Origin of the sequence: Methylobacterium sp. Leaf361, from assembly GCF_001424445.1 — a bacterium.
Taxonomy (GTDB): Bacteria; Pseudomonadota; Alphaproteobacteria; order Rhizobiales; family Beijerinckiaceae; genus Methylobacterium.
In genome coordinates, this window is the sequence record NZ_LMPY01000045.1 from 223,091 (window position 1) to 242,750 (window position 19,660).

Here is a 19,660-nt window from a genome sequence, read left to right on the forward strand (position 1 = left end):
CTCGATTATGTCCCGGATCGGACGCCGCCTGCGCCGCGTGCTCATCGGGGTCGGGGGCGGGTGTCCGCCCGGATCCCGCTCGCGCTCGCGAGAGCGGGTTCGTACCGGGTGGATCCGCCGGAGCAGTCCGGTGCGCCCGTTCCCAGGCACACGTCAGACGCACGGGCAGGCAGCGCATGGCGCGCGACAGCAACGACACCACGCCGCTCACCACGCGCGCCGAACTGATCGAATGGTTCGCGGCGGGCGAGAAGCCGCGCGCGCGCTTCGCGATCGGCACCGAGCACGAGAAGATCCCGTTCTATCGGGAGACCCGGGCGCCGGTCCCCTACGAGGGGGACCGCGGCATCCGGGCGCTCCTGGAGGGACTCGCCCGCGAGACCGGCTGGGAGCCGATCCTCGATCTCGGCAACATCATCGGCCTGTCGGCGGAGGCGGGCGGCGCGATCTCGATCGAGCCCGGCGGCCAGTTCGAGCTGTCCGGTGCGGCGCTTCCAGACGTGCACGCCACGGCGGCGGAACTCGCCACGCACCTCGCCGCGGCGAAGCGGGTGGCCGATCCCCTGGGCATCGGCTTCCTGACGCTGGGCATGAGCCCGAAATGGCGCCGGGACGAGACCCCGGTCATGCCCAAGAGCCGCTACCGGATCATGGCCGGCTACATGCCGAAGGTCGGGTCCCTCGGTCTCGACATGATGCTGCGCACCGCCACCGTGCAGGTGAACCTCGACTTCGCCTCCGAGGCCGACATGGTGCGCAAGATGCGCGCGTCCCTGGCGCTGCAGCCGGTCGCGACCGCGCTCTTCGCCAACTCGCCCTTCACCGACGGCCGGCCGAACGGCTTCCTGTCGCGCCGGTCCGAGATCTGGCGCGACACGGATGCCCACCGGACCGGGATGCTGCCCTTCGCCTTCGACGCGGGGTTCGGCTACGAGGCCTACGTCGACTGGCTGCTCGACATGCCGATGTACTTCGTCAAGCGGGGCGACACCTACCACGACGTGTCGGGCGCCTCGTTCCGCGACCTGATGGCCGGCAAGCTCCCCCAGCTGCCGGGCGAGTTCGCCACGGTCTCGGACTGGGCCAACCACGCCTCCACGGCCTTCCCCGAGGTGCGGCTCAAGCGCTTCCTGGAGATGCGCGGCGCCGATGTCGGCGGCCCCGGCATGATCGCCGCCCAGGCCGCCTTCTGGACCGGTCTCCTCTACGACGACTCGGCCCTCGACGCGGCCCTCGACCTCGTGAAGGGGTGGAGCCTCGCCAACCGCGAGGCCGCGCGCGCCACGGCGCCGCGCCTGGGGCTCGCGACGCCGGTGGCCAATACCACGCTCGGGGCCGTCGCCGCCGAGGCCCTGGCGATCGCCCGCGCGGGCCTCCGGGCCCGGGGCCGCCGCGACGCCGAGGGCCGGGACGAGGTGATCTACCTGCAGCCGCTCGAGGCCGTCGTCGCGGCCGGGCGCACGCGGGCCGAGGATCTCCTCGCCGACTACGAGGGTCGCTGGGGCGCCTGCGTGCGTCCGGCCTTCACGGAATGCGTCTTCTAGCACCCGGCTGAGCGGCTCACGCAGCCCGCGCGAATCGCCGTTGGAACGTGCTAATGGAACGTTCCGACAGGGCGCGACGCCCGGGGAGAGGCTGCATCATGATCCGCATCATCGCCGTCATCCTCGCCGGTATGGCTTCCGTTCCGGTGGCCTTGAGCACGGCGCGAGCGGCCGACCTGGCGCGGTTGGAGGGCGCTGGGCCGGCCCTGGGGCGCTGGCATCACGGGGCCGGCCGGATCGCCGGCACCGTGGCGGCGCGGGGGCGGCCGCAGTACAGCTACTACGGCGAGTACGGCTATCCCGCGCCGTTCGGCTACGGTTACGCCTACGCGCCGGTCCCGAGCCGCGGCTTCGAGTACGGCTACAACGGTCCCCGCTATGTCTGGACGGCGCCGGACAGCTATTCCGGACCCGCCTTCGGCTATCACGTGTGGTGAGGACGCCGCTGGCGCCGGGCCGCCGCGGTGCCTAAGACCGCCGGGCCGGCATCCGCGCCGGTTCGGGAGCTTCCGGCGTGCGGGACGAGGATCCGGACTGCGTCGACCTCGACCTGAGCGGCCTGAAATGCCCGCTCCCGGTCCTGCGCACCCGCAAGGCGCTGCGCGGCCTCGCCGCCGGCCGGACGCTGGTGGTGACCTGCACCGACCCCCTGGCCGCCCTCGACATCCCGAACCTCGTGCGCGAGGAGGGCGCCCGCCTCGACGCCGCCGAGCGCCTGGAGGGGCCGCCCGCGGGGCGCTTGCGCTTCCGCATCACCGTGTCCGCAAGGCCGCCGCATTCCTGAACGATCCGTCGGGCGCCAGGAGCAGGGCGAGATCGGAATGGCACCACGGATCGGGGGCGTGCGCCTCGTACATGACGGCTGGGCGCGCTACCTCGTCGCCGAGGTGATGCAGGAGGACGGGAGCCGCATCACCCGGGAGATGGAGGATCACGGCCGGGCGGTCGCGGTGCTCCCCTACGATCCGGAGCGGCGGGTCGCCACGCTCGTCTCGCAATTCCGGGCGCCGGTCCTCTACTCGGGCGGGCCGCCGAGCCACATCGAGGTGCCGGCCGGCCTCCTCGACGAGGGCGCCTCCGAGGACGAGGCGCGGCGCGAGGCGATGGAGGAGACGGGCCTGCGCCTCAGCGCCCTCGACTTCGTCGCCAGCGCCTGGTCGATGCCGGGGATCTCCACGGAGCGGATGGACCTGTTCCTCGCCGCCTACGGCGAGGCCGACCGGACCGGCACCGGCGGCGGTCTCGCCGCCGAGGGCGAGGCCGTCGCGGTCCACGAGATCCCGCTGCCGGAGCTGGCCGCCATGGGCCGCCGCGGCGCGATCACCGACATGAAGTCGCTGACGCTGCTCTTCGCGCTCCAATTGCGACGGCCGGACCTGTTCGCGGAACGGCGCTGAGGTCAGCCGGCGCGCCGCCGGAACTGGTCGCGCGCGGCGAGGCCGATGAAGCGCCACGACTTGATGAAGTAGCGCCGGAACAGCCGGCGCGGCGCCTGCAGGAACCGGTAGATCCACTCGAGCCCGAGGCGCTGCATCAGCCGCGGGGCGCGCGGCAGGAACCCGGCAGCGACGTTGAGGGCGTCGCCGACGCAGAAGACCACCGGCTCGCCGAGCGTCTGGCCGTGGCGATCCACCCAGATCTCGGATTTGGGCGCGCCGACGCCCATCACGAGCAGCGTCGTCCCGTGGGCGCGGATCCGCTCCGCCAGGGCGCGGCTGTAGGCCGCGTCGTGCTCGAAGCCGAAGGGTGGCACGGCGCTCGTCACGGCGCCGGGCGGAAGGCCCGCCGCCTGCAGCCGGGTCGCCAGCGCGTCCGCCGCGTCCTGTCGGGCGGAGACGAAGAAGACCCGCCGCGCGAAGGCCGGCGGGTCGGCCAGGACGCAGCCCAGGAGGTCGTGGCCGGTTATCCGGTGAACGGGCTGGCCGCACGCCTTCCGGGCCAGCCAGACCAGCGGCATCCCGTCGAGGGTCCGGGCCGCGGCGCGCGCGTAGGCCTCGCGGAACGGCGCGTTCTCGCTGAGCTGGACGATGTGATCGACGTTCGCCGTCACGATCATGCGCGGGCGGCCGTCACGCCGGGCCGCGACGTCGGCCACGAGGGTCGCGGCGGGACCGGTGTGAAACCGGTAGCCGAAGAGTTCGACGGTCGCGCCCGTCTGCGGCGATCCGGACGCCGCGGGGGCCGGGGCGCTCACCGTGTGTGCCTCCCCGAGGACCGGATCCCTAGCGCCCAGGTAGAGGCTGATCTCGCCGATGTCACGCATCGGCGGCCCGGAAGCTCGCGGCCGGCCGGGTGGCGGCGCGCAGGCTGCGGCGACGGTCGCTGTCGGCGCCGAGCAGCAGGGCGATGCCGCCGCCGAGCAGCAGGCCGAGGACGAGCGCCACCGGCAGGACGATCTTGGGGGAGGGCGGGAAGGTCCGCTGGCGCGCCGGGACCGCGGCCGAGATGATCCGGACGTTGGTGGTGTTGAGCCGCTCCTGCTCGCTCGCCTCGCGGGCGCGCTTCAGATAGGCCTCGTAGATGCCGCGGCGGGCGTCGAGGGTCCGCTCCAGCTCGCGCAGGCCGACATAGGCCCGGTCGCTGGACGCGGTCTCGTTCTTCACCCGGTCGAGATTGGCCCGGATCGCGGCCTCGCTCGCGGCGGCGCGGTCGTAATCCTTCTGGGTCGTCTCGATGATCCGCTCCTTCTCGCGCTGGATCAGGCGCTGCAGGTCGCGCTGCTGGGCGTACTGCTCGGCCATGGCCGGGTGGCGCTCGCCGAGGCGGGTGGCGAGCTCCGCGGTGTTGCGGGACAGCGTGGCGTATTGCTGCCGCAGGGCCTGCATCTCCAGGCTCTGCAGCATTTCGGGAAGGGCGGTGCTGGGATCCGACGAGCGCATCCGGCGCGCCTGATCGAGGCGCGACTTGGCCTCCGCGGTCTTGATGGAGGCGGTGACGAGCTGCTGGTTCAGGTCGCCGAGCTGCTGGTCGGTGAGCAGGCGGCCGCTGGCGGCCACGAGCTTGTGATCCTCGCGGTAGCGCACCACGGCGCTCTCGGCCTGCTCGACGTCGCGCTTGAGGCTGTTGAGCCGCCCCGCCAGGGCGTCGGAGGCGCGCCGCGCGGTCTCGGTCCGGGCCGCGGCCTCCTCGGCGAAGTAGGCGTCGCCGACGGCGTTGGCGATGCGGGCGGCCTTCTCGGGATCGCGCGACTGAACGGAGACGTCGATCACGAAGGTCCGCTCGGCCCGCCGGACAGTGAGCCGGTTCTGCAGCGTGTCGAGGGCCGTGAAGACCGGGTCGCGGCTCGCCGGCGGGGGCAGCATGCCCAGCGCGCCCTTGATCCAGGTGAGGGTCGGGTTGTTGCCGTCCGGCAGCACGAACTCGTCGTCCTGGTCGAGGTGGAGCTTGGCGATCACCCGGCGCAGGACGCTGTCGGACTGGATCACCCGCACCTGGCTCTCGGCGATCGACACGCCGCTGTCGGCCTGGGGCTGGCGCGCGTTCACGTCGTTCTCGACGACGCGCAGGTCGCTCGGATCCACCAGGATCTGGATGCTCGACGTGTAGCGGGGCGGGATCAGGCCGAGGAGCGCCACCGCGACGGCGACCATGAACAGGCCGCCCAGCACGATGAAGCCGCTGCCGCGCCACAGCCGCCGCAGGATCACGCGGCCGTCCGTCGGCGGTGCGACCTGCGGCAGCACCATCCGCACGGGCCGTTCGCCGCTCATCCGCGTCGAGAAGTCGAACATACGCCTCGCTCCCTGACCTGCCTCGGCGGAGACCGCCGCTCGTCACCCGCCCCGTCGCCCGTTCCCTTTGTGACCAGCTCCGTGCCGATCTGGAACAGGTGCCCGCCCGAGGCGCTGCCTTCTTCGGGAGCCCAGCAATCAACATACCGGACCAGTAGTGTCGCCCCGATGCGGCACTTGCTTCAGGAAGGTGGCAGAAATCGCTTACAGATGCAGTCCTGACTGTCACGACAATCGAGCATGAAAAGTTCCCGATTTGTTGGGGACTACGCAGGCCGCCTCAGGCGGTGCCCGCGTGTGCGACAATTGACTCCAGCGCATCGTAAGCCGCGGGATCGCCGGCCAGGAAGCGCTGGAAGCGCGCGCCGTCCTCGGCCGCGATCGCGTTCCAGCGCGCGACGTTGGCCCGACTCATTCCGGCGGCGCGGGGCAGGGCGCCGTCGCGGATCCAGCCGGCGAGGGCGCCCGCGGCCGCGTCGGGCTCCTCCGGCCGGATCAGCAGGGCCGACGCCCCCAGGACCTCCCGGAACACCGGGTCGTCGGGCGCCACCACCGGAAGGCCGCCGTGCTGCACCTCCAGCAGCGGCAGGCCGAGCCCCTCCGCCTTGGAGGTGGAGACCAGCAGGTGGCACGACCCCGCGAGGGCGCGCAGCTCGGCGTCGGCGAGGTACCCGTGGCGGTGCAGGAACGGCGGCGGTGCGTCCAGGAAGGCGTGCTGTCCCCAGCCGACCCGGCCGACGAGGTGGAGCTCCGCCGGGATACCGGCACGGATGAGCGCCGCCGTCAGCGCGAGGGTCGCCGGATAGTTCTTGCGCGGCTCGATGGTGCCGATGGCCAGGATGCGCAGCGGCCGGCCCGGCGCGTAGGCAGCCGGTCCCGGCAGGTGCGCGAGCCCGAAGGCGTCGCGGACGGGGGGGCGCAGCAGGGCGACGCGGGCGCGCGGGGCGCAGAGCGCGCGCACGTCCGCCCCGGTGGTGCGGCTGTTGACGAACAGGTTCGGGCACCAGCGCAGGGCCAGGGCGAAGCTGGGGCTCATGTAGAGCCGGCTGCGCAGGCTCAGATCCTCCGTCCGCGTGAGCAGGAAGGTGTCGTGGACGTAGAGCAGGCAGCGCGACGCCGCGACGGCGCAGAGCGGCCCGGGCGGGAAGCCCGGGAACAGGAACAGGGCGTCCCGATCCATCAGCGCCCGCGCCGGCAGGCCGAGCTGCTGCGCGGCGACCATGCCGGGCAGGGAGCCCGCGGTCACCGGCCGCACCGCGTGCGGGGCGAGCCGGTCCGGGGCGAACAGGTCGAGGGTGACTCGCTCGATCCCCGTCACGTGGGCGCGCAGATGGGTCTGATCGAGGTAGATCCGCCGCCGAGTCGGCGCCGCCCGCGCGCCGCCCGCATTGTCGCCGGCCACGTCGCCGGCCACGCCGCCCGCCGTTTCGCCGGCCCTGTCGCCGCGGGCCGTCACGTCTGGCTCCGGCGCAGCGCGCCGGCGAGGTAGAGGCACCGGCGCACGAGGAGCGGCATCCGACGCCCGAAGACCATCTGCTTGGCCCGCCGCAGCCGGCGCACGAGCGGGCGCGAGACCGCCGGGACGGTGCCGGCCGCGCCCGCCCGCAGGTCCGCCGCGAAGGGGAAGTGCCCGAGCATCCCGGGGGCGAAGCGCGGGCCCGTCGGCGCGCTCGGCAGCCCGTGACGCCGGAAGACCGCGTCCAGCGACAGCGCGGAGGCGGCCGGGCTGTAGCGGCTCTCCAGGGCGATGCGCGCGAAGGCGCCGAGCCGCGCGCGCGCCTCGCTGTCGCCGACCAGCGCCCCCAGCGCCTCGGCGAGGGCGCCCGGCCGCACCGGTACGAGGCGGCCCGACACGCCGTCGATCACGGCCGAGGTCAGGCCGGAGGTGCGGTAGGCGAGCGTCGGCACCCCGCACAGGCCGGCCTCGATCGGCGTCTGCCCGAGGGTCTCGTGACGGCTGGCGGTGACGTGGAGGTCGCAGGCCCCGTACCACGCGGCCAGGAGCGCCTCGTCGGCGATGAGGCCGGGCGCGTACAGGTTCGCGACGCCGAGCCGGGCCGGGTCGTCGAGCCGGCCGACCGCCACCACGCCGACGCCCGGGCCCGCCACGGCCTGGAGCGCGGCCCGGAGATCGGCGAAGCCCTTGTCGGGCCCGTCGACGATGACCGAGGAGACGAGGATCAGGACGTCGTCGGCCGGCAGGCCGAGCGTGCCGCGCAACGCCGCGCGATCGCCGGGCCGGAACACGGCGGTCGGGAAGGCCAGCCGCACGGGCTCGATCACGCTGCCGGGCGGGGCGAGTTCGCGCGCCCGCGCCAGCGTCCAGTCGGAATTGGCCAGCAGCCAGGGCGCGGAGGGTCGCGTCGGGGATCCGGGCGCGGCGCCGGCGAGCACCGCGCGCTTGCGCTCGTGCATCCCGGCGATCCGGCCGGGCGCCAGCTCCGGGTACTCGTCCGGGCCGGGGCAGGCGGCGTCGCAGCCGGAGGCGGCGCGCCCGCAGTCGCGGGGGTGGGCGCACCGGCCCGTCAGGGGGAAGAGGTCGTGCAGCACGAGGCCGACCGGACCGCGCCGCGCCAGGCGGCCGACGACGTCGAGGCTGCGGGTGGCGCCGTGCAGGTTGCCGGCGAGGACGAGATCGGGGGCGGCCCCCGCGACCGCGGCCTCCGCCTGCGGGAAGTCGTCGCGCCACTCGGCGGCCTCCGGGCGTCCGCTCAGCGTCACCTCCGCGACCCGGTGGCCCGCGAGCGTCAGCGCCTCGGCGAGGCGGCGCTGGGCCACGCCCGCGCCCCCACGGGTTCCGGTCCCGGTCAGCGACACGATCGACAGGCCGGCGGCGGGCGGGGGCGGCGGCGCGTCGAGCCTGTGGAGCAGGATCGGGCGGCCGATCAGGCTCCGCCGATCGGCGGGGATCGCCGACCAGGCGGAGGCGGCGTCGAGCGTCCCGTCGGCGTCGATGATCGCGTGCGCGAGGGCGTCCCGCCGCCAGAGGATCCCGCCGTCCGCGGCCCCGGGGCCGTCGAGGCCGCGGACGGCGTCGTCGAACAGGACGCGCAGCCCCGCCACCGCGTCGGCGCCGGTGAGCGCGGCCTCCAGCGCCAGGGCGGTCAGCGCACCGGGCGCGAGCAGGTCGCCGGCGCGGAGCCAGAACAGGTGCTCCGGATCGGGAACCGACAGGATGCGCGCCGCCGCGGCGCGGCCGACCGCCGGGTCGAGCAGGTCGTGCCGCAGTTCCGGGTAGCCCTGGCGCAGGACCGACGCGACGGTCTCGGCGAGCGCGGCATCCGCGCCGGCCACCGTGACGACGCGGACCCGCGGCCACGGACGCCCGTCGGGGAGCGACGCGGGACGGGCCGGCGCGCCGGCGCTGCGCCCGAACGGCCAGCCGGCGACGCCGTGGGCGGGCGGTGACATGTCTGCGGCGTCGGTCACGGCGGCTCTGGCGGCGGCTCGGGTCTCGTGCGGGGCGGCAGAGTGGACGGGAAGGTTGAAGATTGCCTCTCGGGGCGGGCGGCCCGTCAGGCCGCCACGCGGATCCGCGCCGGGCCGGCCTCGATCCGGCCGATCCGGGCCGCCGCCGGGTAGCCGGCCGCCCGGATGCGCGCCAGGATCGCGTCGGCCCGGTCGGCCGAGCAGGTCACCAGCAGCCCGCCCGAGGTCTGCGGATCGGTCAGGAGGTGGCGGCGCCACTCGGGGAAGTCGGCCGGCAGGTCCACGGCCTCGCCGAACGCCGCCCAGTTGCGGTGCGAGGCGCCGGTGACCGCGCCCGCGCGCGCCAGCGCCTCCGCCTGCGGCAGCAGGGGAAGGGCATCGGCCTCGAGGGTGAGCGTGAGGCCGGCGCCGCGGGCGATCTCCAGGCCGTGCCCCAGGATGCCGAATCCGGTCACGTCGGTCAGGGCGTGCACGGCGGGCTCGGCGGCGAGATCGGTCCCGATCCGGTTGAGCAGCGTCGTGGTCGCGATGAAGTCGCGGTAGCCGGCCTCGTCGAGGGTCGCCCGCTTGATCGCCGCCGAGTAGACCCCGACCCCGAGAGCCTTGGTGAGCAGGACGGCGTCCCCGGCCACCGCGTCGGCGTTGCGCCGCACCGCCTCGCGGCGGCAGGTCCCGATCACCGCCAGACCGTAGATCGGCTCCGGCGCGTCGATCGAGTGGCCGCCCGCCACCGGGATGCCGGCCGCGGCGCATTGCTCCGCGCCGCCGCGCAGGATCCGCGCGACCACCTCGGGGTCGATCTTGCCGAGCGGCATCCCGAGGATCGCCAGCGCGAACAGCGGCCGGCCGCCCATGGCGTAGACGTCCGAGATGGCGTTCGTCGCGGCGATCCGGCCGAAATCGACGGGGTCGTCCACCATCGGGGTGAAGAAGTCCGTGGTGGCGATGAGGCAGGTGCCGTCCTCCAGCTCCCACACCGCCGCGTCGTCCGCGGTCTCGTTGCCGACGAGGAGCCGCTCGAACGGGCCCGCCGCTGGCTGCTGGGCGAGGAGCTGGCGCAGGGTGGCCGGGTCGAGCTTGCAGCCGCAGCCGCCGCCGTGGGCGAGACTGGTCAGGCGGGGGGCATCGCTCATGGCCGAACTCCGTTCCGGATAACCTGGGGTCTTCGCGGGGTCTTCGCGGGGTCTTCGCCGGGTCTTCGCCGGGTCTTCGCGGAGTCAGTAGCGCGTCGTCACCGCGTTGAGCCAGTCCGGCGAGGCCGCGACGGCCGCGGCCTCGACCCGCTTGTCGAGGCCCGTCAGCACCAGCAGGCCGAGCACGACCATCACGGCGCCGAGCGCGGCCTTCGCGGCCCGGCCGGCCGCGGCGAGGCCGCCGCGCCAGCGCAGCAGCGCCTCGCGGGAGACGAGGCCCAGGAGCATCAGCGGGGCCGCGGCGCCGATCCCGAAGGCCAGCATGGTCAGGGCGACGCCCCCGAGATGCTCGCCCCGCGCCGCCATGAGCGAGGCCGCCCCCAGGGTCGGTCCCACGCAGGGGCTCCAGGCCGCGCCGAGCAGCAGGCCCACGGCGAACTGGCCGGGCAATCCCCCGGAACCGACGCCGCCGAAGCGATCCTCCGCCCAGGCGCCGACCGGGCCGGCCGCCGTCGCGACCCGTGCCTGGAGCCGCGGCAGCATCAGCACGACGCCCAGGAGCACCAGGAGCACCGCGCCGGCGCGCCGGAACACGTCGCCGTCGAGCCCGATGGTGAAGCCGATCGTCGCGACGAACAGCCCGATGGCCGTGAAGGCGATGGCGAGGCCGGCCGCCAGAGCCACCGGACCCAGGCGATGCTCGGCCGCCGCCGTGCCGAGCACGATGGGGATCAGCGGCAGCACGCAGGGCGAGAGCACCGAGAGCAGGCCGGCCAGGAACGCGAACCCCACCGTTCCCAGCATGCCCCGTGCCCTCCCGCTGGCGCCTCGCCCGACGAGGCTTCGACCCTGGCGCGCGGGCCGTCAACGCGCCAGGCAGACGCGGGCCGGCGGGAACAACGCGGCCGCGCGCCGCTTTCGGCGGCAGTCCGGCGGCGTCGCCGGGCGAGGCGCCGAGGAAGGCGCACAGGAAGGCGCTGAGGCGAGGCGGAGCGGACCGGTGACCATCTTCTTCACGGGCGACACGCATTTCGGCGATCCGCGGGCGCTGCGCTTCGACCACCGGCCCTACCCGGATCTCGAGGCCCACGATGCCGGCCTGATCGCGGCCTGGAACGCGACGGTCGCGCCCGGCGACACGGTCTGGCACCTCGGCGATTTCGCCCTCGGCCCGAGCGGTGACCGGATCCGCGCGATCCTCGCCGGACTGAACGGCGAGAAGCACCTGATCGCCGGCAACAACGACGGGCCGGACACGCTCACGGCGCCCGGCTGGGCGTCGGTCCGGCACTACGCGGAACTCGCCGTCGAGGGGCGGATGGTGGTGCTCTGCCACTACGCGTTCCGTACCTGGAACGGCATGAGCCGGGGCGCGCTGAACCTCCACGGCCACAGCCACGGGAAGCTCAAGCCGATGCCGAAGCAGTACGATGTCGGCGTCGATCCGATGGGTGCGGCCCCTGTGCCACTCTCCGCAATCCTGACCTCCCGACTGCGCCGGAAGCGGTGATTCGGGGCGGAACTTTCACGTCAGCTTCACTGTTTCAGCGGACAGAGAAGGAGTGGACCTGAGCCGCTCCGAGAAGCCCGGCAGGACCGCCCGCGGATCTGCCATCACAAACCGTGTGTGAGTGTTCCCGTGAGTGCCAAGTCGGTCACTCTGACCCGCTGCCTCGCCAGCCTCCTGGCAGGCCTCGCCCTGACTTCCGCCGCGTCGGCCCTGCCGTCCTGCATCGAAGCCCAGCGCAAGGTCGACGAGGCGAACGCCCTGCGCTTCCAGGCGCGTCAGGAAGCCCGCCTGGGCAACCATGACCGCGTCTGCGACACGCTCGACGAGGTGGGCGACCGCTACGACGATGCCCGCGACGCGTTCGAGCGATGCGGAGAGGGCGTCGTGGCCATCGATCTCCGCAGCGAGCTGCGGGGTCTGCGGATCGCCAAGAAAATCAACCGCTGCGACTGACCGGGTGCGCGATCGCACCTCGGCCGTCCCGTTCCTGAAGCATCACCCCGATACGCGCGACGCTGGTCGCCGAGAAGGTTCTGCGCCGATGACCCCCGCCACGCTCTCGAACGACATCGAGCCCACCGTCACCCGCACCGGTCCGTCCTTCGCGGCCGCCCTGTGCGGTTTCGTCAGCACCACCGTCGCCACGACGATGCTGCTCATGCTGATCGGCACGTTCTGATTAGGGTGCGACCGACCAGAATCTCTGGCGGTTGAACAGCATCTCCTGGGAGCCGATCTTCGGGGTCGGCTCCGTCCTCCGGCCGCAATCGGGTTCGGCCGGTTTCGTGACCGCCGCCAGGGTCGCCGGCGCCGCCGGCACGAGGCCCAGTCGGGACTGCACTTCGGGTTGCCGTGCCGCCGCGATGGTCAGCACGCAGGCGATCAGGCCGCCGGCAACAGTTCCGAGAACGAAATTCAACATCGGGGTTGGGGTCCGGGGGCCGGTTCCTTTCGGCCGCACAGCGTCGTCGATAACCAACCCGGCGGCATCATGGCGGATGCGGCGCTCACGCGCTTTTAACTCCTGATCTGCGACAGCTACGCGCTAGCTTGCCTCAGTGGCAGGCCCGACGACGGGGCTGGACCGCCGATGAACTACGCCGCCAACGCCTACGCCAAGACCTCCCACAGCGCGCTGTCGCCCCGCGAAGCCGAATCCGCCGTGCTGCTCAAGGCGGCGCAGAAGCTGATCGGCGCGAGCCAGGGGCTCGCCAGCGGCGACGCCGGGCCCATCAACGAGGCCCTGTCGTTCAACCAGCGGGTCTGGACGCTGCTGACCTCCGAGGCGACGTCCGCGGAGAACCCGCTCCCCGCCGACGTGAAGCAGGGCGTCGGACGCCTGGGCGTGTTCGTGCTCCAGAGCTGCATCGACACGATGATCGCTCCCACGCCGGAGAAGATCGCCACGCTCGTGTCGATCAACAATCACATCGCCGCCGGCCTGCAGGGCAATCCCGGCTGACGCCGCGTACCGATCAGCGAGCCGCCGCGGCGTCCGGCACCTCGGCCGGCGATTCGGCGCCGGCCGCCTCCCACTCGACGAGCTTGCGGCTCAACTTGAGCGACCGGTAATACTCGCCGGCCTCCACCGCCTGGGCGATCGCGGCGATCTGCCCGGCGGCGGCCGGCGCGAGTCCCAGCAGATCCGTGGCCTGCCGGAAGAACAGGTCGATGCCCTGCGTCGGGTCGTCGGCGAGGTAGATGACCGTCAGCGTCAGGTGGAGACGCTTGCAGGCCGTGTCGGCCTCGCTCTCCGTGATGATCTCGCTCTCGCGCAGGAACTTGCACTGCGTCTCGATCAGGAAGGTCGAGCGACGGTCGCCGTTGCGGAGCAGCGCGCCGTTGATGATCAGCCGCTCGAACGGCTTGAGTTCCAGGCGCAGGGGCATCGGGTGTTCCTTTCTAGAAGACCCGGCGATCTCATTCGCGAACCGTTAACGTTTCGCGAATTTCGGACGGCCGCGCCGCCGTTGCCGCGGGTGGCCACGGTGATAAACTCGGACAAATTCCGGCCGGGCGAGCCACGTCGAGGAGGATCGATGACGGCGAAGGGCGATCAGCGCGCGCGGTATCCCAGCCTCGCCGGCAAGCGCGTCCTCGTGACCGGCGGTGCCTCGGGCATCGGCGAGGGGCTGGTGGAGGCCTTCGTCGGGCAGGGCGCCCGCGTCCTGTTCTGCGATATCGCGGACGACGCGGCCCGCGCCGTGGTGGCGCGCCTCGCGCCCGGCGCCGCGCACGCCCCGCTCTACCGGCGCTGCGACCTGACCGATATCGAGGCGGTCCGCGCGCTGGTGGCCGAGGCCGACACGGCCCTCGGCGGGCTCGACGTCCTGATCAACAATGCCGGCAACGACGACCGCCACGCTCTCGCGGACGTAACGCCCGCCTACTGGGACGACCGGATGGCGGTGAACCTGCGCCACCTGTTCTTCGCGGCCCAGGCGGCGGTCCCACCCATGCGCCGCGCCGGCGGTGGCGTGATCCTCAATTTCGGATCGATCAGCTGGCATCTCGGGCTGACGGAGATGCCGCTCTACCAGACCGCCAAGGCGGCGATCGAGGGCATGACCCGGGCGCTCGCCCGCGACCTCGGCCGCGACAACATCCGGGTGGCGGCGATCGTGCCGGGCAACGTTCAGACGCCCCGCCAGGAGCGATGGTACTCGCCGGAGGGCGAGGCGGAGATCGTCGCCGCGCAGTGCCTGGACGGTCGGATCCAGCCGGCCGACGTCGCCGCGCTGGTCCTGTTCCTGGCCTCGGACGATGCCCGGATGTGTACGGCCCACGCGTACTTCATCGACGCGGGCTGGCGCTAGGACCGGCGCCGGGCAACCAAGCGGCCGGGCAAAGGATCGGCCGGGCGGAGGCGTCGACGGCGCTCCGGCCCGGCCCGCTTCCCTGCCTCAGTCGCAGGTCTCCTTCTTGACGGTCTTCGAGTCGCCCATGTCGTTCTCCTTGCGCACCGTCTTGGTGACGCAGCCGTCGCCGTGGTCGTGGACGGTCACGGACTTCGACTCGGAGGCCGGGCGGTCGACGACGACGGCCGGGCGGTCGCGCTCGATCACCGTGGTCTGGGCCTGCGCGGCGGCGCCGAGGCTCAACAGGGCGGCGGTCGCGAGCAAGGTCATGCGCATGCTGAAACTCCAGTACCGATTTCGGTAGCGGATAACGGCAATGCCAGCTTGGGCGTTCCGCGGCGTGTCGCGTCCTGAGGCGGGCCGAACCCGTAGAGAACTTGGCTCGGCCCGCGCGCCGTTCGGCATGAGGTGCAGCCGGAGCGACGGCGCCAATGACCGCGGAAGCCGACCCGTTGCAACCCCGGCGAACTACGTGCGCGGCGCGGCCGGGTCTCAGCCGCCGGTCATCGGCGGGAAGAAGGCGATCTCGCGGGCTCCCGCGATCGGCGCGTCCGGCTTGGCGTGGGCCCGGTCGATCGCGGCGCGGACGACGCCGGCATCCTCGAAGGCGTAGGCGTATTCCTCGCCCCGGCCCCGGAGCCAACCGACGAGATCGGCGACGGTGGCGACCTCCGGCGGCGGCGCCAGCTCCTCCTCGGAGCGGCCGATCCGCTCGCGGACCCAGGCGAAATAGACGAGCTTCATCGCATCACCGTACCGGAGACAGGGCAGGGACCGCGCGTCCCGGAGACGGATCCCTCAGCGCGGATCGTCGATGACGTGCTTGATCCCGGCCCGCATGTAGTCCCACCCGGTCCAGAGCGTGAGCGCGGCGGCGAGCCACAGGAGCGTCAGGCCGATCGGCTCGGTTCCCGGGAGCACCGTCTCGCCCGCCGGACCGGCCACCAGGAAGCCGAGGGCCAGGAGCTGCACGGTGGTCTTCCACTTCGCGATCCGGCTGACCGGCACGCCGACCTTCAGCTCCGCCAGATACTCGCGCAGGCCGGAGACCAGCACCTCGCGGCACAGGATCACGATGGCCGCCCAGATATTCGAGCCGACGATGGTGTGGTCCGCCGCCAGCATCAGCAGGCACGCCGAGACCAGGAGCTTGTCGGCGATCGGATCGAGCATCCGGCCGAGCGCCGAGCTCTGGTGGTAGGTGCGGGCGACGTACCCGTCGAGGTAGTCGGTGATCGCGGCCGCGACGAACACCCCCAGCGCCGTCCACCGCGCCGTGTGGGATTCGGGCCAGAACAGCAGCGCGACCATCACCGGCACGGCAACGAGGCGCCCGTAGGTCAGGCAATTCGCGAGCGTCCAGGCCGGCGACCGTCGTCGGGGAAGGACGGCGTTCATCGGAGGGGTGAAATCAGAGCGGGGCCCGGGCGTCAACGCCTCAGATTCCGCCGCGGCCATCGCGGCCGGGTTCTCAGGCGCCGGCATGAAAGAAGTCGTAGACCGCCCGCGCGGTAGCGGCGTTCACGCCCGGGGTCTTGGCCAGATCCTCGAAGGCGGCGCGCTCGATCGCCTTCACGGTCCCGAAGTGGTGCAGCAGCGCGCGCTTGCGGCTCGGACCGATGCCGGCGATCTCGTCCAACGGATTCTTCACCATCTCACGCTTCCGCTTGGCCCGATGGCTGCCGATGGCGAAGCGGTGCGCCTCGTCGCGGAGCCGCTGCACGAAGTAGAGCGTCGGGTCGCGCGGCGGAAGCTTGAAGGGTGGCCGGCCGGGCACGAAAAACGTCTCCCGGCCCGCATCCCGGTCGCGGCCCTTGGCGACGCCGACGAGCGGCACGCCCGCCACGCCGACCTCATCCAGCGCCGCCCGCGCGGCGTCGAGCTGGCCCTTGCCGCCGTCGATCAGCACCAGGTCCGGCCAGGCCGGGAACGCCTCGCTCTCCTCCGCCGGGGCCTGCACCGGCTCCGGCACGCCGCCCTCGGCGGCGGCCACGGCCGCCTCGCGCTCCGTGCGCGGCGCCTCCTTCACGAGCCGCTTGAAGCGCCGCTGCAGCACCTCGCGCATCATGCCGTAATCGTCTCCGGGGGTCAGGTCCTCGGACTTGATGTTGAACGTGCGGTAATGCGCCTTCATGAAGCCCGTCGGGCCGGCGACGATCATGCCGCCGACCGCGTTCGTGCCCATGATGTGCGAGTTGTCGTACACCTCGATCCGGCGGGGCGCCCCGTCGAGCCCGAAGGCCTGGCCGAGGGCGGCGAGGAGCTTGCCCTGCGAGGCCGTGTCGGCGAGGCGCCGCGCCAGCGCCTCCTTGGCGTTGCGCTGGGCGTAGTCGACGAGGTTCTTCCGCTCGCCGCGGCTCGGCCTGTGAATCTCGACGCGGTACTCCACCCGGCTCGACAGGGCCGCCGCGACCAGCTCCGCGTCCTCGATCGCGTGGCTCGTCAGCACGGTCCGGGGGGCGGGCTTGTCGTCGTAGAACTGGCCGATGAACGAGCCCAGCACCTCGTCGGGCGTCATCGTCCGGTCGGCCTTCGGGAAATAGGCGCGGTTGCCCCAGTTCTGGAAGTTCCGGAAGAAGAACACCTCGATGCAGAACTGGCCGGCCTGCTCGTCGAGGGCGAACACGTCCGCCTCCTCGACGCCCTGGGTGTTGACCCCCTGCACGCCCTGGATCGCCGACAGGGCGGCGATGCGGTCGCGGAACCGGGCGGCGCGCTCGAACTCCATCGCCTCGGACGCCTCCTGCATCTCGGCGCGCATCCGGTCCTTCACGGCGTTCGACTTGCCGGCGAGGAACGCCCGGGCAGAATCCGCCATGGCCGCGTAGTCGTCCTTGGCGATCTCACCCGTGCAGGGGCCGGAGCAGCGCTTGATCTGGTAGAGCAGGCAGGGCCGGGTGCGGTTCTCGTAGTAGCTGTCTGTGCAGGTGCGCAGCAGGAAGGCGCGCTGCAGGGCGTTCACCGTCCGGTTCACCGCCCACACGCTGGCGAACGGGCCGTAATAATTGCCCTTCCGGCGCCGGGCGCCCCGGTGCTTGACGATCTGCGGGGCGGGGCCGTCGTCGGTGACCAGGATGTAGGGGAACGACTTGTCGTCCCGCATCAGCACGTTGAAGCGCGGCTTCAGCTGCTTGATCAGGTTGGCCTCGAGGAGGAGCGCCTCGGTCTCGGTCGCCGTGGTGACGAACTCCATCGCCGCCGTCTGCGAGATCATCCGGGCGATGCGGTTCGAGTGCGCCTGGCCCCGCGCGTAGGAGCCGACCCGCGCCTTCAGGTTCTTGGCCTTGCCGACGTAGAGGACGTCGCCGCGATGGTCGAACATCCGGTAGACGCCGGGCGAGGACGGCAGTGTCGACCAGAACCGGCGGATCACCTCGGTTCCGGCCTGGACGGCGCCCGGCTCGAAGTCGAAGTCGATCTCCGGCGCCTCCGTGTCGGGGAGGCCGGCTTCCGGCTCGTCGGCGGTCTCGTCCCGCTCGGCGTCGCGGCCGTCGTCGAAGGTGTCGGGGGGCAGGTCTGAGAGGGCTCTGCGGCTCATACCGCAGATCTAAGCGTTCCGGACCGCCAGGGGGACCGGGGCGGCGACAAAAATCGCGCGCCCGGTCGGCTCGATCAGTCGAACAGCGAGTCGATGTCGCTCTGGTCGACGTGGCCGATGTCGTGGTCGAGCTTGGGCCCGTTGAGCAGCGAGCTCTCGTCGTCCAGGGAGGTCGGCACCGGCATGACGGTGATGAGCTCCTTGAAGCTGTCGAGTTCCGACCACGTGGCGATGAGCCGGTCGAGATGCTCCTCGATGAACTTCATCACGCTGACGATCTTGGTGATCCGCTGGCCGGTCAGGTCCTGGAAGTTGCAGGCCTCGTAGGCGGTGATCACGCGCTCGAGGATCACGTCGACGTGCTGCTTCGTGCCGGGCGGCAGCGTCGCGGCGTTGAGCATGCCGGCGTGGCTCTCGATCTCCTCGATCGCGCCGAGGAGCTGCGTGGTGGCGCGCTCCGTCGAGTCGACCACCGCGTCGAGCTCGTCGGCCGCCCGGCGCATGCCCTTGCCGGTGTTCTCGGTCCGGTGCAGCGTCGCCAGCTCCGACTTGGTGCGGGTGATCGCCTCCTTCATCACGTCGAGCTCGGTGCGCATCGCCAGCGCCTCGTGCAGCTCGCGGCGGCACGACTCGATGGTCTCGCTCGCGCTCATCTGCGTGACGCGGCGCAAGTCCTGGATGGCGTTGAAGATCTCCTCCAGGCGCTCGCTCGAGGCGGACGCCCCGGGTCCGGGAGGGAGAGCCGCGGGAAGCCCGAGACTGTCTTCGATGCGATAGCGCTTCTGGGTCATCGTCCGGGCGTGAGCGTTCGGGTTCCGTCGCCGCGACTGTCTACCATAACGGTTAGCGGACTGTGACTGCCGAGCTTCTTACCGCCGGCCCTCTTCGCCCGGGGGCCCAGGGCCCCGTCGGGGCTTAACCGCCGATTCACGCTGGTCGCGACGGGCCGGGGACGGGCCGGGCCGCCCCGGCGATTCACCACGTTCGTTCACCGGATTCGGTAAAATTCGACGGGATCGTTCGCGGGCCGGGAGCACGGGCACCGGCTCGGGAGCATGCGACGATGCGGCGTTCAGTCCGTCTGGGAATGGGGGTGGCCGCGGCCGCGTTCGTGCTGTGCGGCCCCGCCCGGGCGCAGCAGGCGCGCTACGCCGAGGGCGGCTACGGCGGCGGCCTGATCGAGTATCTCGTCACCGGCAGCGCCGGCGGCGCGCCCGGGCGCGGCTGGCCGCAGCGCGCGGCGCCGCAGCAGCGCGTCGCGGCCTATTCCGGCGAGCTGGTGCCGGTCGAGCCGGAGCCGGCGCAAGGTTATGGGCAGGCGTACGGGCAGGCTTACGGCCAACCCTATGGCCAGGCTTCCGGCGCCCCTCAGCCCTACGGTGCGCCCCAGGGAGATCCGGGCCGGATCGGCCGCGCGGTCTCGCCGGAGTACCAGCGCCAGGAAGTGGCCTTCACGGGGCGGCAGAAGCCCGGAACGATCGTGATCGACACCGCCGGAAAGCATCTCTACCTGGTGCAGGCCGGGCAGCGCGCCCTGCGCTACGGGATCGGCGTCGGCCGCCCCGGATTCGCCTGGAGCGGGCTGAAGACGGTCAGCCGCAAGGCGGAGTGGCCGGACTGGACGCCGCCGGCCGAGATGCTGGCCCGCCGTCCCGACCTGCCGCGCCACATGGCCGGCGGGCCGGAGAACCCACTGGGCGCCCGCGCCCTCTACCTGGGATCGTCGCTCTACCGGATCCACGGGACGAACGAGCCCAACACGATCGGGCAGTCGGTCTCGTCGGGGTGCATCCGCATGATGAACGACGACGTCATCGATCTCTACGAGCGCGTGCCGGTGGGGACGCGGGTCGAGGTCCTCTGAGCGGCCGACGCGGCCCCGGTCGCGGATCGGACCTTCCGGATACGAGAAAGGCC

The 19,660-nt window shown here is 72.6% G+C and carries 23 protein-coding genes; 10 read left to right on the plus strand and 13 right to left on the minus strand.

Annotated elements, in window-relative coordinates:
• Positions 1-176: 176 nt before the first annotated feature.
• The 4 genes from ASG32_RS24810 (at position 177) to ASG32_RS24825 (ending at position 2,941) form a co-directional block, all read left to right on the plus strand.
• A complete protein-coding gene (locus tag ASG32_RS24810; RefSeq protein ID WP_056531700.1) occupies positions 177-1,544 on the plus strand; it encodes a glutamate--cysteine ligase in 1,368 nt (455 codons plus the stop codon).
• 98 nt (positions 1,545-1,642) lie between these two features.
• A complete protein-coding gene (locus ASG32_RS24815) occupies positions 1,643-1,981 on the plus strand; it encodes a hypothetical protein (protein ID WP_056531702.1) in 339 nt (112 codons plus the stop codon).
• A gap of 77 nt (positions 1,982-2,058) precedes the next feature.
• Positions 2,059-2,328 (plus strand): sulfurtransferase TusA family protein, encoded by a 270-nt coding sequence (locus tag ASG32_RS24820; protein ID WP_020090664.1) that lies wholly within the window; start codon positions 2,059-2,061, stop codon positions 2,326-2,328.
• Positions 2,329-2,365: 37 nt separating this feature from the next.
• Positions 2,366-2,941: an NUDIX hydrolase gene (locus ASG32_RS24825; RefSeq protein ID WP_026604542.1), complete on the plus strand. Its 576-nt coding sequence runs from the start codon at positions 2,366-2,368 to the stop codon at positions 2,939-2,941.
• A 2-nt stretch (positions 2,942-2,943) separates the two neighbouring features.
• Here the strand turns inward: ASG32_RS24825 and ASG32_RS24830 are convergent, their stop codons facing one another.
• The 6 genes from ASG32_RS24830 to ASG32_RS24855 form a co-directional block, all read right to left on the minus strand.
• On the minus strand, positions 2,944-3,807 hold the full coding sequence (locus tag ASG32_RS24830; protein ID WP_056531705.1) for a WecB/TagA/CpsF family glycosyltransferase: 864 nt from the start codon (positions 3,805-3,807) through the stop codon (positions 2,944-2,946).
• A complete protein-coding gene (locus tag ASG32_RS24835; protein ID WP_020090661.1) occupies positions 3,800-5,275 on the minus strand; it encodes a GumC family protein in 1,476 nt (491 codons plus the stop codon). Before ASG32_RS24835 ends, ASG32_RS24830 begins: the two co-directional genes overlap by 8 nt.
• 280 nt (positions 5,276-5,555) lie before the next feature.
• Positions 5,556-6,731 carry a glycosyltransferase gene (locus ASG32_RS24840; RefSeq protein ID WP_244492173.1) on the minus strand — a complete coding sequence of 392 codons (1,176 nt, stop codon included), beginning with the start codon at positions 6,729-6,731 and terminating at the stop codon, positions 5,556-5,558.
• Positions 6,728-8,704 (minus strand): glycosyltransferase, encoded by a 1,977-nt coding sequence (locus tag ASG32_RS24845; protein WP_056531707.1) that lies wholly within the window; start codon positions 8,702-8,704, stop codon positions 6,728-6,730. Before ASG32_RS24845 ends, ASG32_RS24840 begins: the two co-directional genes overlap by 4 nt.
• Positions 8,705-8,790: 86 nt before the next feature.
• A complete protein-coding gene (selD, locus tag ASG32_RS24850; protein ID WP_020090658.1) occupies positions 8,791-9,837 on the minus strand; it encodes a selenide, water dikinase SelD in 1,047 nt (348 codons plus the stop codon).
• A gap of 84 nt (positions 9,838-9,921) precedes the next feature.
• On the minus strand, positions 9,922-10,641 hold the full coding sequence (locus ASG32_RS24855) for a cytochrome c biogenesis protein CcdA (protein WP_056531709.1): 720 nt from the start codon (positions 10,639-10,641) through the stop codon (positions 9,922-9,924).
• Positions 10,642-10,837: 196 nt separating this feature from the next.
• On the opposite strand from ASG32_RS24855, the gene ASG32_RS24860 reads away from it, so the two are divergent.
• The 3 genes from ASG32_RS24860 (at position 10,838) to ASG32_RS34600 (ending at position 12,026) form a co-directional block, all read left to right on the plus strand.
• Positions 10,838-11,347 (plus strand): hypothetical protein, encoded by a 510-nt coding sequence (locus tag ASG32_RS24860; protein WP_056531711.1) that lies wholly within the window; start codon positions 10,838-10,840, stop codon positions 11,345-11,347.
• Between the two features lie 129 nt (positions 11,348-11,476).
• On the plus strand, positions 11,477-11,800 hold the full coding sequence (locus ASG32_RS24865; RefSeq protein WP_012322287.1) for a hypothetical protein: 324 nt from the start codon (positions 11,477-11,479) through the stop codon (positions 11,798-11,800).
• 88 nt (positions 11,801-11,888) lie between these two features.
• On the plus strand, positions 11,889-12,026 hold the full coding sequence (locus ASG32_RS34600) for a hypothetical protein (RefSeq protein ID WP_020090654.1): 138 nt from the start codon (positions 11,889-11,891) through the stop codon (positions 12,024-12,026).
• On the opposite strand, the gene ASG32_RS24870 is transcribed toward ASG32_RS34600, so the two are convergent.
• The gene (locus ASG32_RS24870; RefSeq protein ID WP_056531713.1) at positions 12,027-12,269 is read right to left on the minus strand and encodes a hypothetical protein; all 243 of its coding nucleotides are present in this window, start codon (positions 12,267-12,269) and stop codon (positions 12,027-12,029) included.
• A 168-nt stretch (positions 12,270-12,437) separates the two neighbouring features.
• Between ASG32_RS24870 and flaF the strand changes: the two genes are divergently transcribed.
• On the plus strand, positions 12,438-12,809 hold the full coding sequence (gene flaF, locus ASG32_RS24875) for a flagellar biosynthesis regulator FlaF (RefSeq protein ID WP_056531715.1): 372 nt from the start codon (positions 12,438-12,440) through the stop codon (positions 12,807-12,809).
• A 13-nt stretch (positions 12,810-12,822) separates the two neighbouring features.
• On the opposite strand, the gene ASG32_RS24880 is transcribed toward flaF, so the two are convergent.
• Complete coding sequence (locus ASG32_RS24880; protein ID WP_056531717.1) at positions 12,823-13,236, minus strand: flagellar biosynthesis repressor FlbT; 414 nt, start codon at positions 13,234-13,236, stop codon at positions 12,823-12,825.
• 150 nt (positions 13,237-13,386) lie between these two features.
• Here ASG32_RS24880 and ASG32_RS24885 point away from each other — a divergent pair, with 150 nt between their 5' ends.
• Positions 13,387-14,163 carry an SDR family oxidoreductase gene (locus tag ASG32_RS24885; protein ID WP_056531719.1) on the plus strand — a complete coding sequence of 259 codons (777 nt, stop codon included), beginning with the start codon at positions 13,387-13,389 and terminating at the stop codon, positions 14,161-14,163.
• An 87-nt stretch (positions 14,164-14,250) separates the two neighbouring features.
• Here ASG32_RS24885 and ASG32_RS24890 read toward each other — a convergent pair whose 3' ends face one another.
• The 5 genes from ASG32_RS24890 to ASG32_RS24910 form a co-directional block, all read right to left on the minus strand.
• Positions 14,251-14,481: a hypothetical protein gene (locus tag ASG32_RS24890; RefSeq protein ID WP_020090649.1), complete on the minus strand. Its 231-nt coding sequence runs from the start codon at positions 14,479-14,481 to the stop codon at positions 14,251-14,253.
• A 216-nt stretch (positions 14,482-14,697) separates the two neighbouring features.
• Complete coding sequence (gene moaD, locus ASG32_RS24895) at positions 14,698-14,949, minus strand: molybdopterin converting factor subunit 1 (protein WP_020090648.1); 252 nt, start codon at positions 14,947-14,949, stop codon at positions 14,698-14,700.
• A 54-nt stretch (positions 14,950-15,003) separates the two neighbouring features.
• The gene (pgsA, locus tag ASG32_RS24900; protein WP_020090647.1) at positions 15,004-15,603 is read right to left on the minus strand and encodes a CDP-diacylglycerol--glycerol-3-phosphate 3-phosphatidyltransferase; all 600 of its coding nucleotides are present in this window, start codon (positions 15,601-15,603) and stop codon (positions 15,004-15,006) included.
• A 73-nt stretch (positions 15,604-15,676) separates the two neighbouring features.
• Entirely contained in the window at positions 15,677-17,743 is a 2,067-nt protein-coding gene (uvrC, locus tag ASG32_RS24905; protein WP_056531723.1) for an excinuclease ABC subunit UvrC, read from the minus strand.
• Positions 17,744-17,817: 74 nt separating this feature from the next.
• Positions 17,818-18,534: a protein phosphatase CheZ gene (locus ASG32_RS24910; protein WP_056531725.1), complete on the minus strand. Its 717-nt coding sequence runs from the start codon at positions 18,532-18,534 to the stop codon at positions 17,818-17,820.
• Positions 18,535-18,806: 272 nt separating this feature from the next.
• Here ASG32_RS24910 and ASG32_RS24915 point away from each other — a divergent pair, with 272 nt between their 5' ends.
• The gene (locus ASG32_RS24915; protein ID WP_026604541.1) at positions 18,807-19,607 is read left to right on the plus strand and encodes a L,D-transpeptidase; all 801 of its coding nucleotides are present in this window, start codon (positions 18,807-18,809) and stop codon (positions 19,605-19,607) included.
• Positions 19,608-19,660 lie beyond the last annotated feature (53 nt).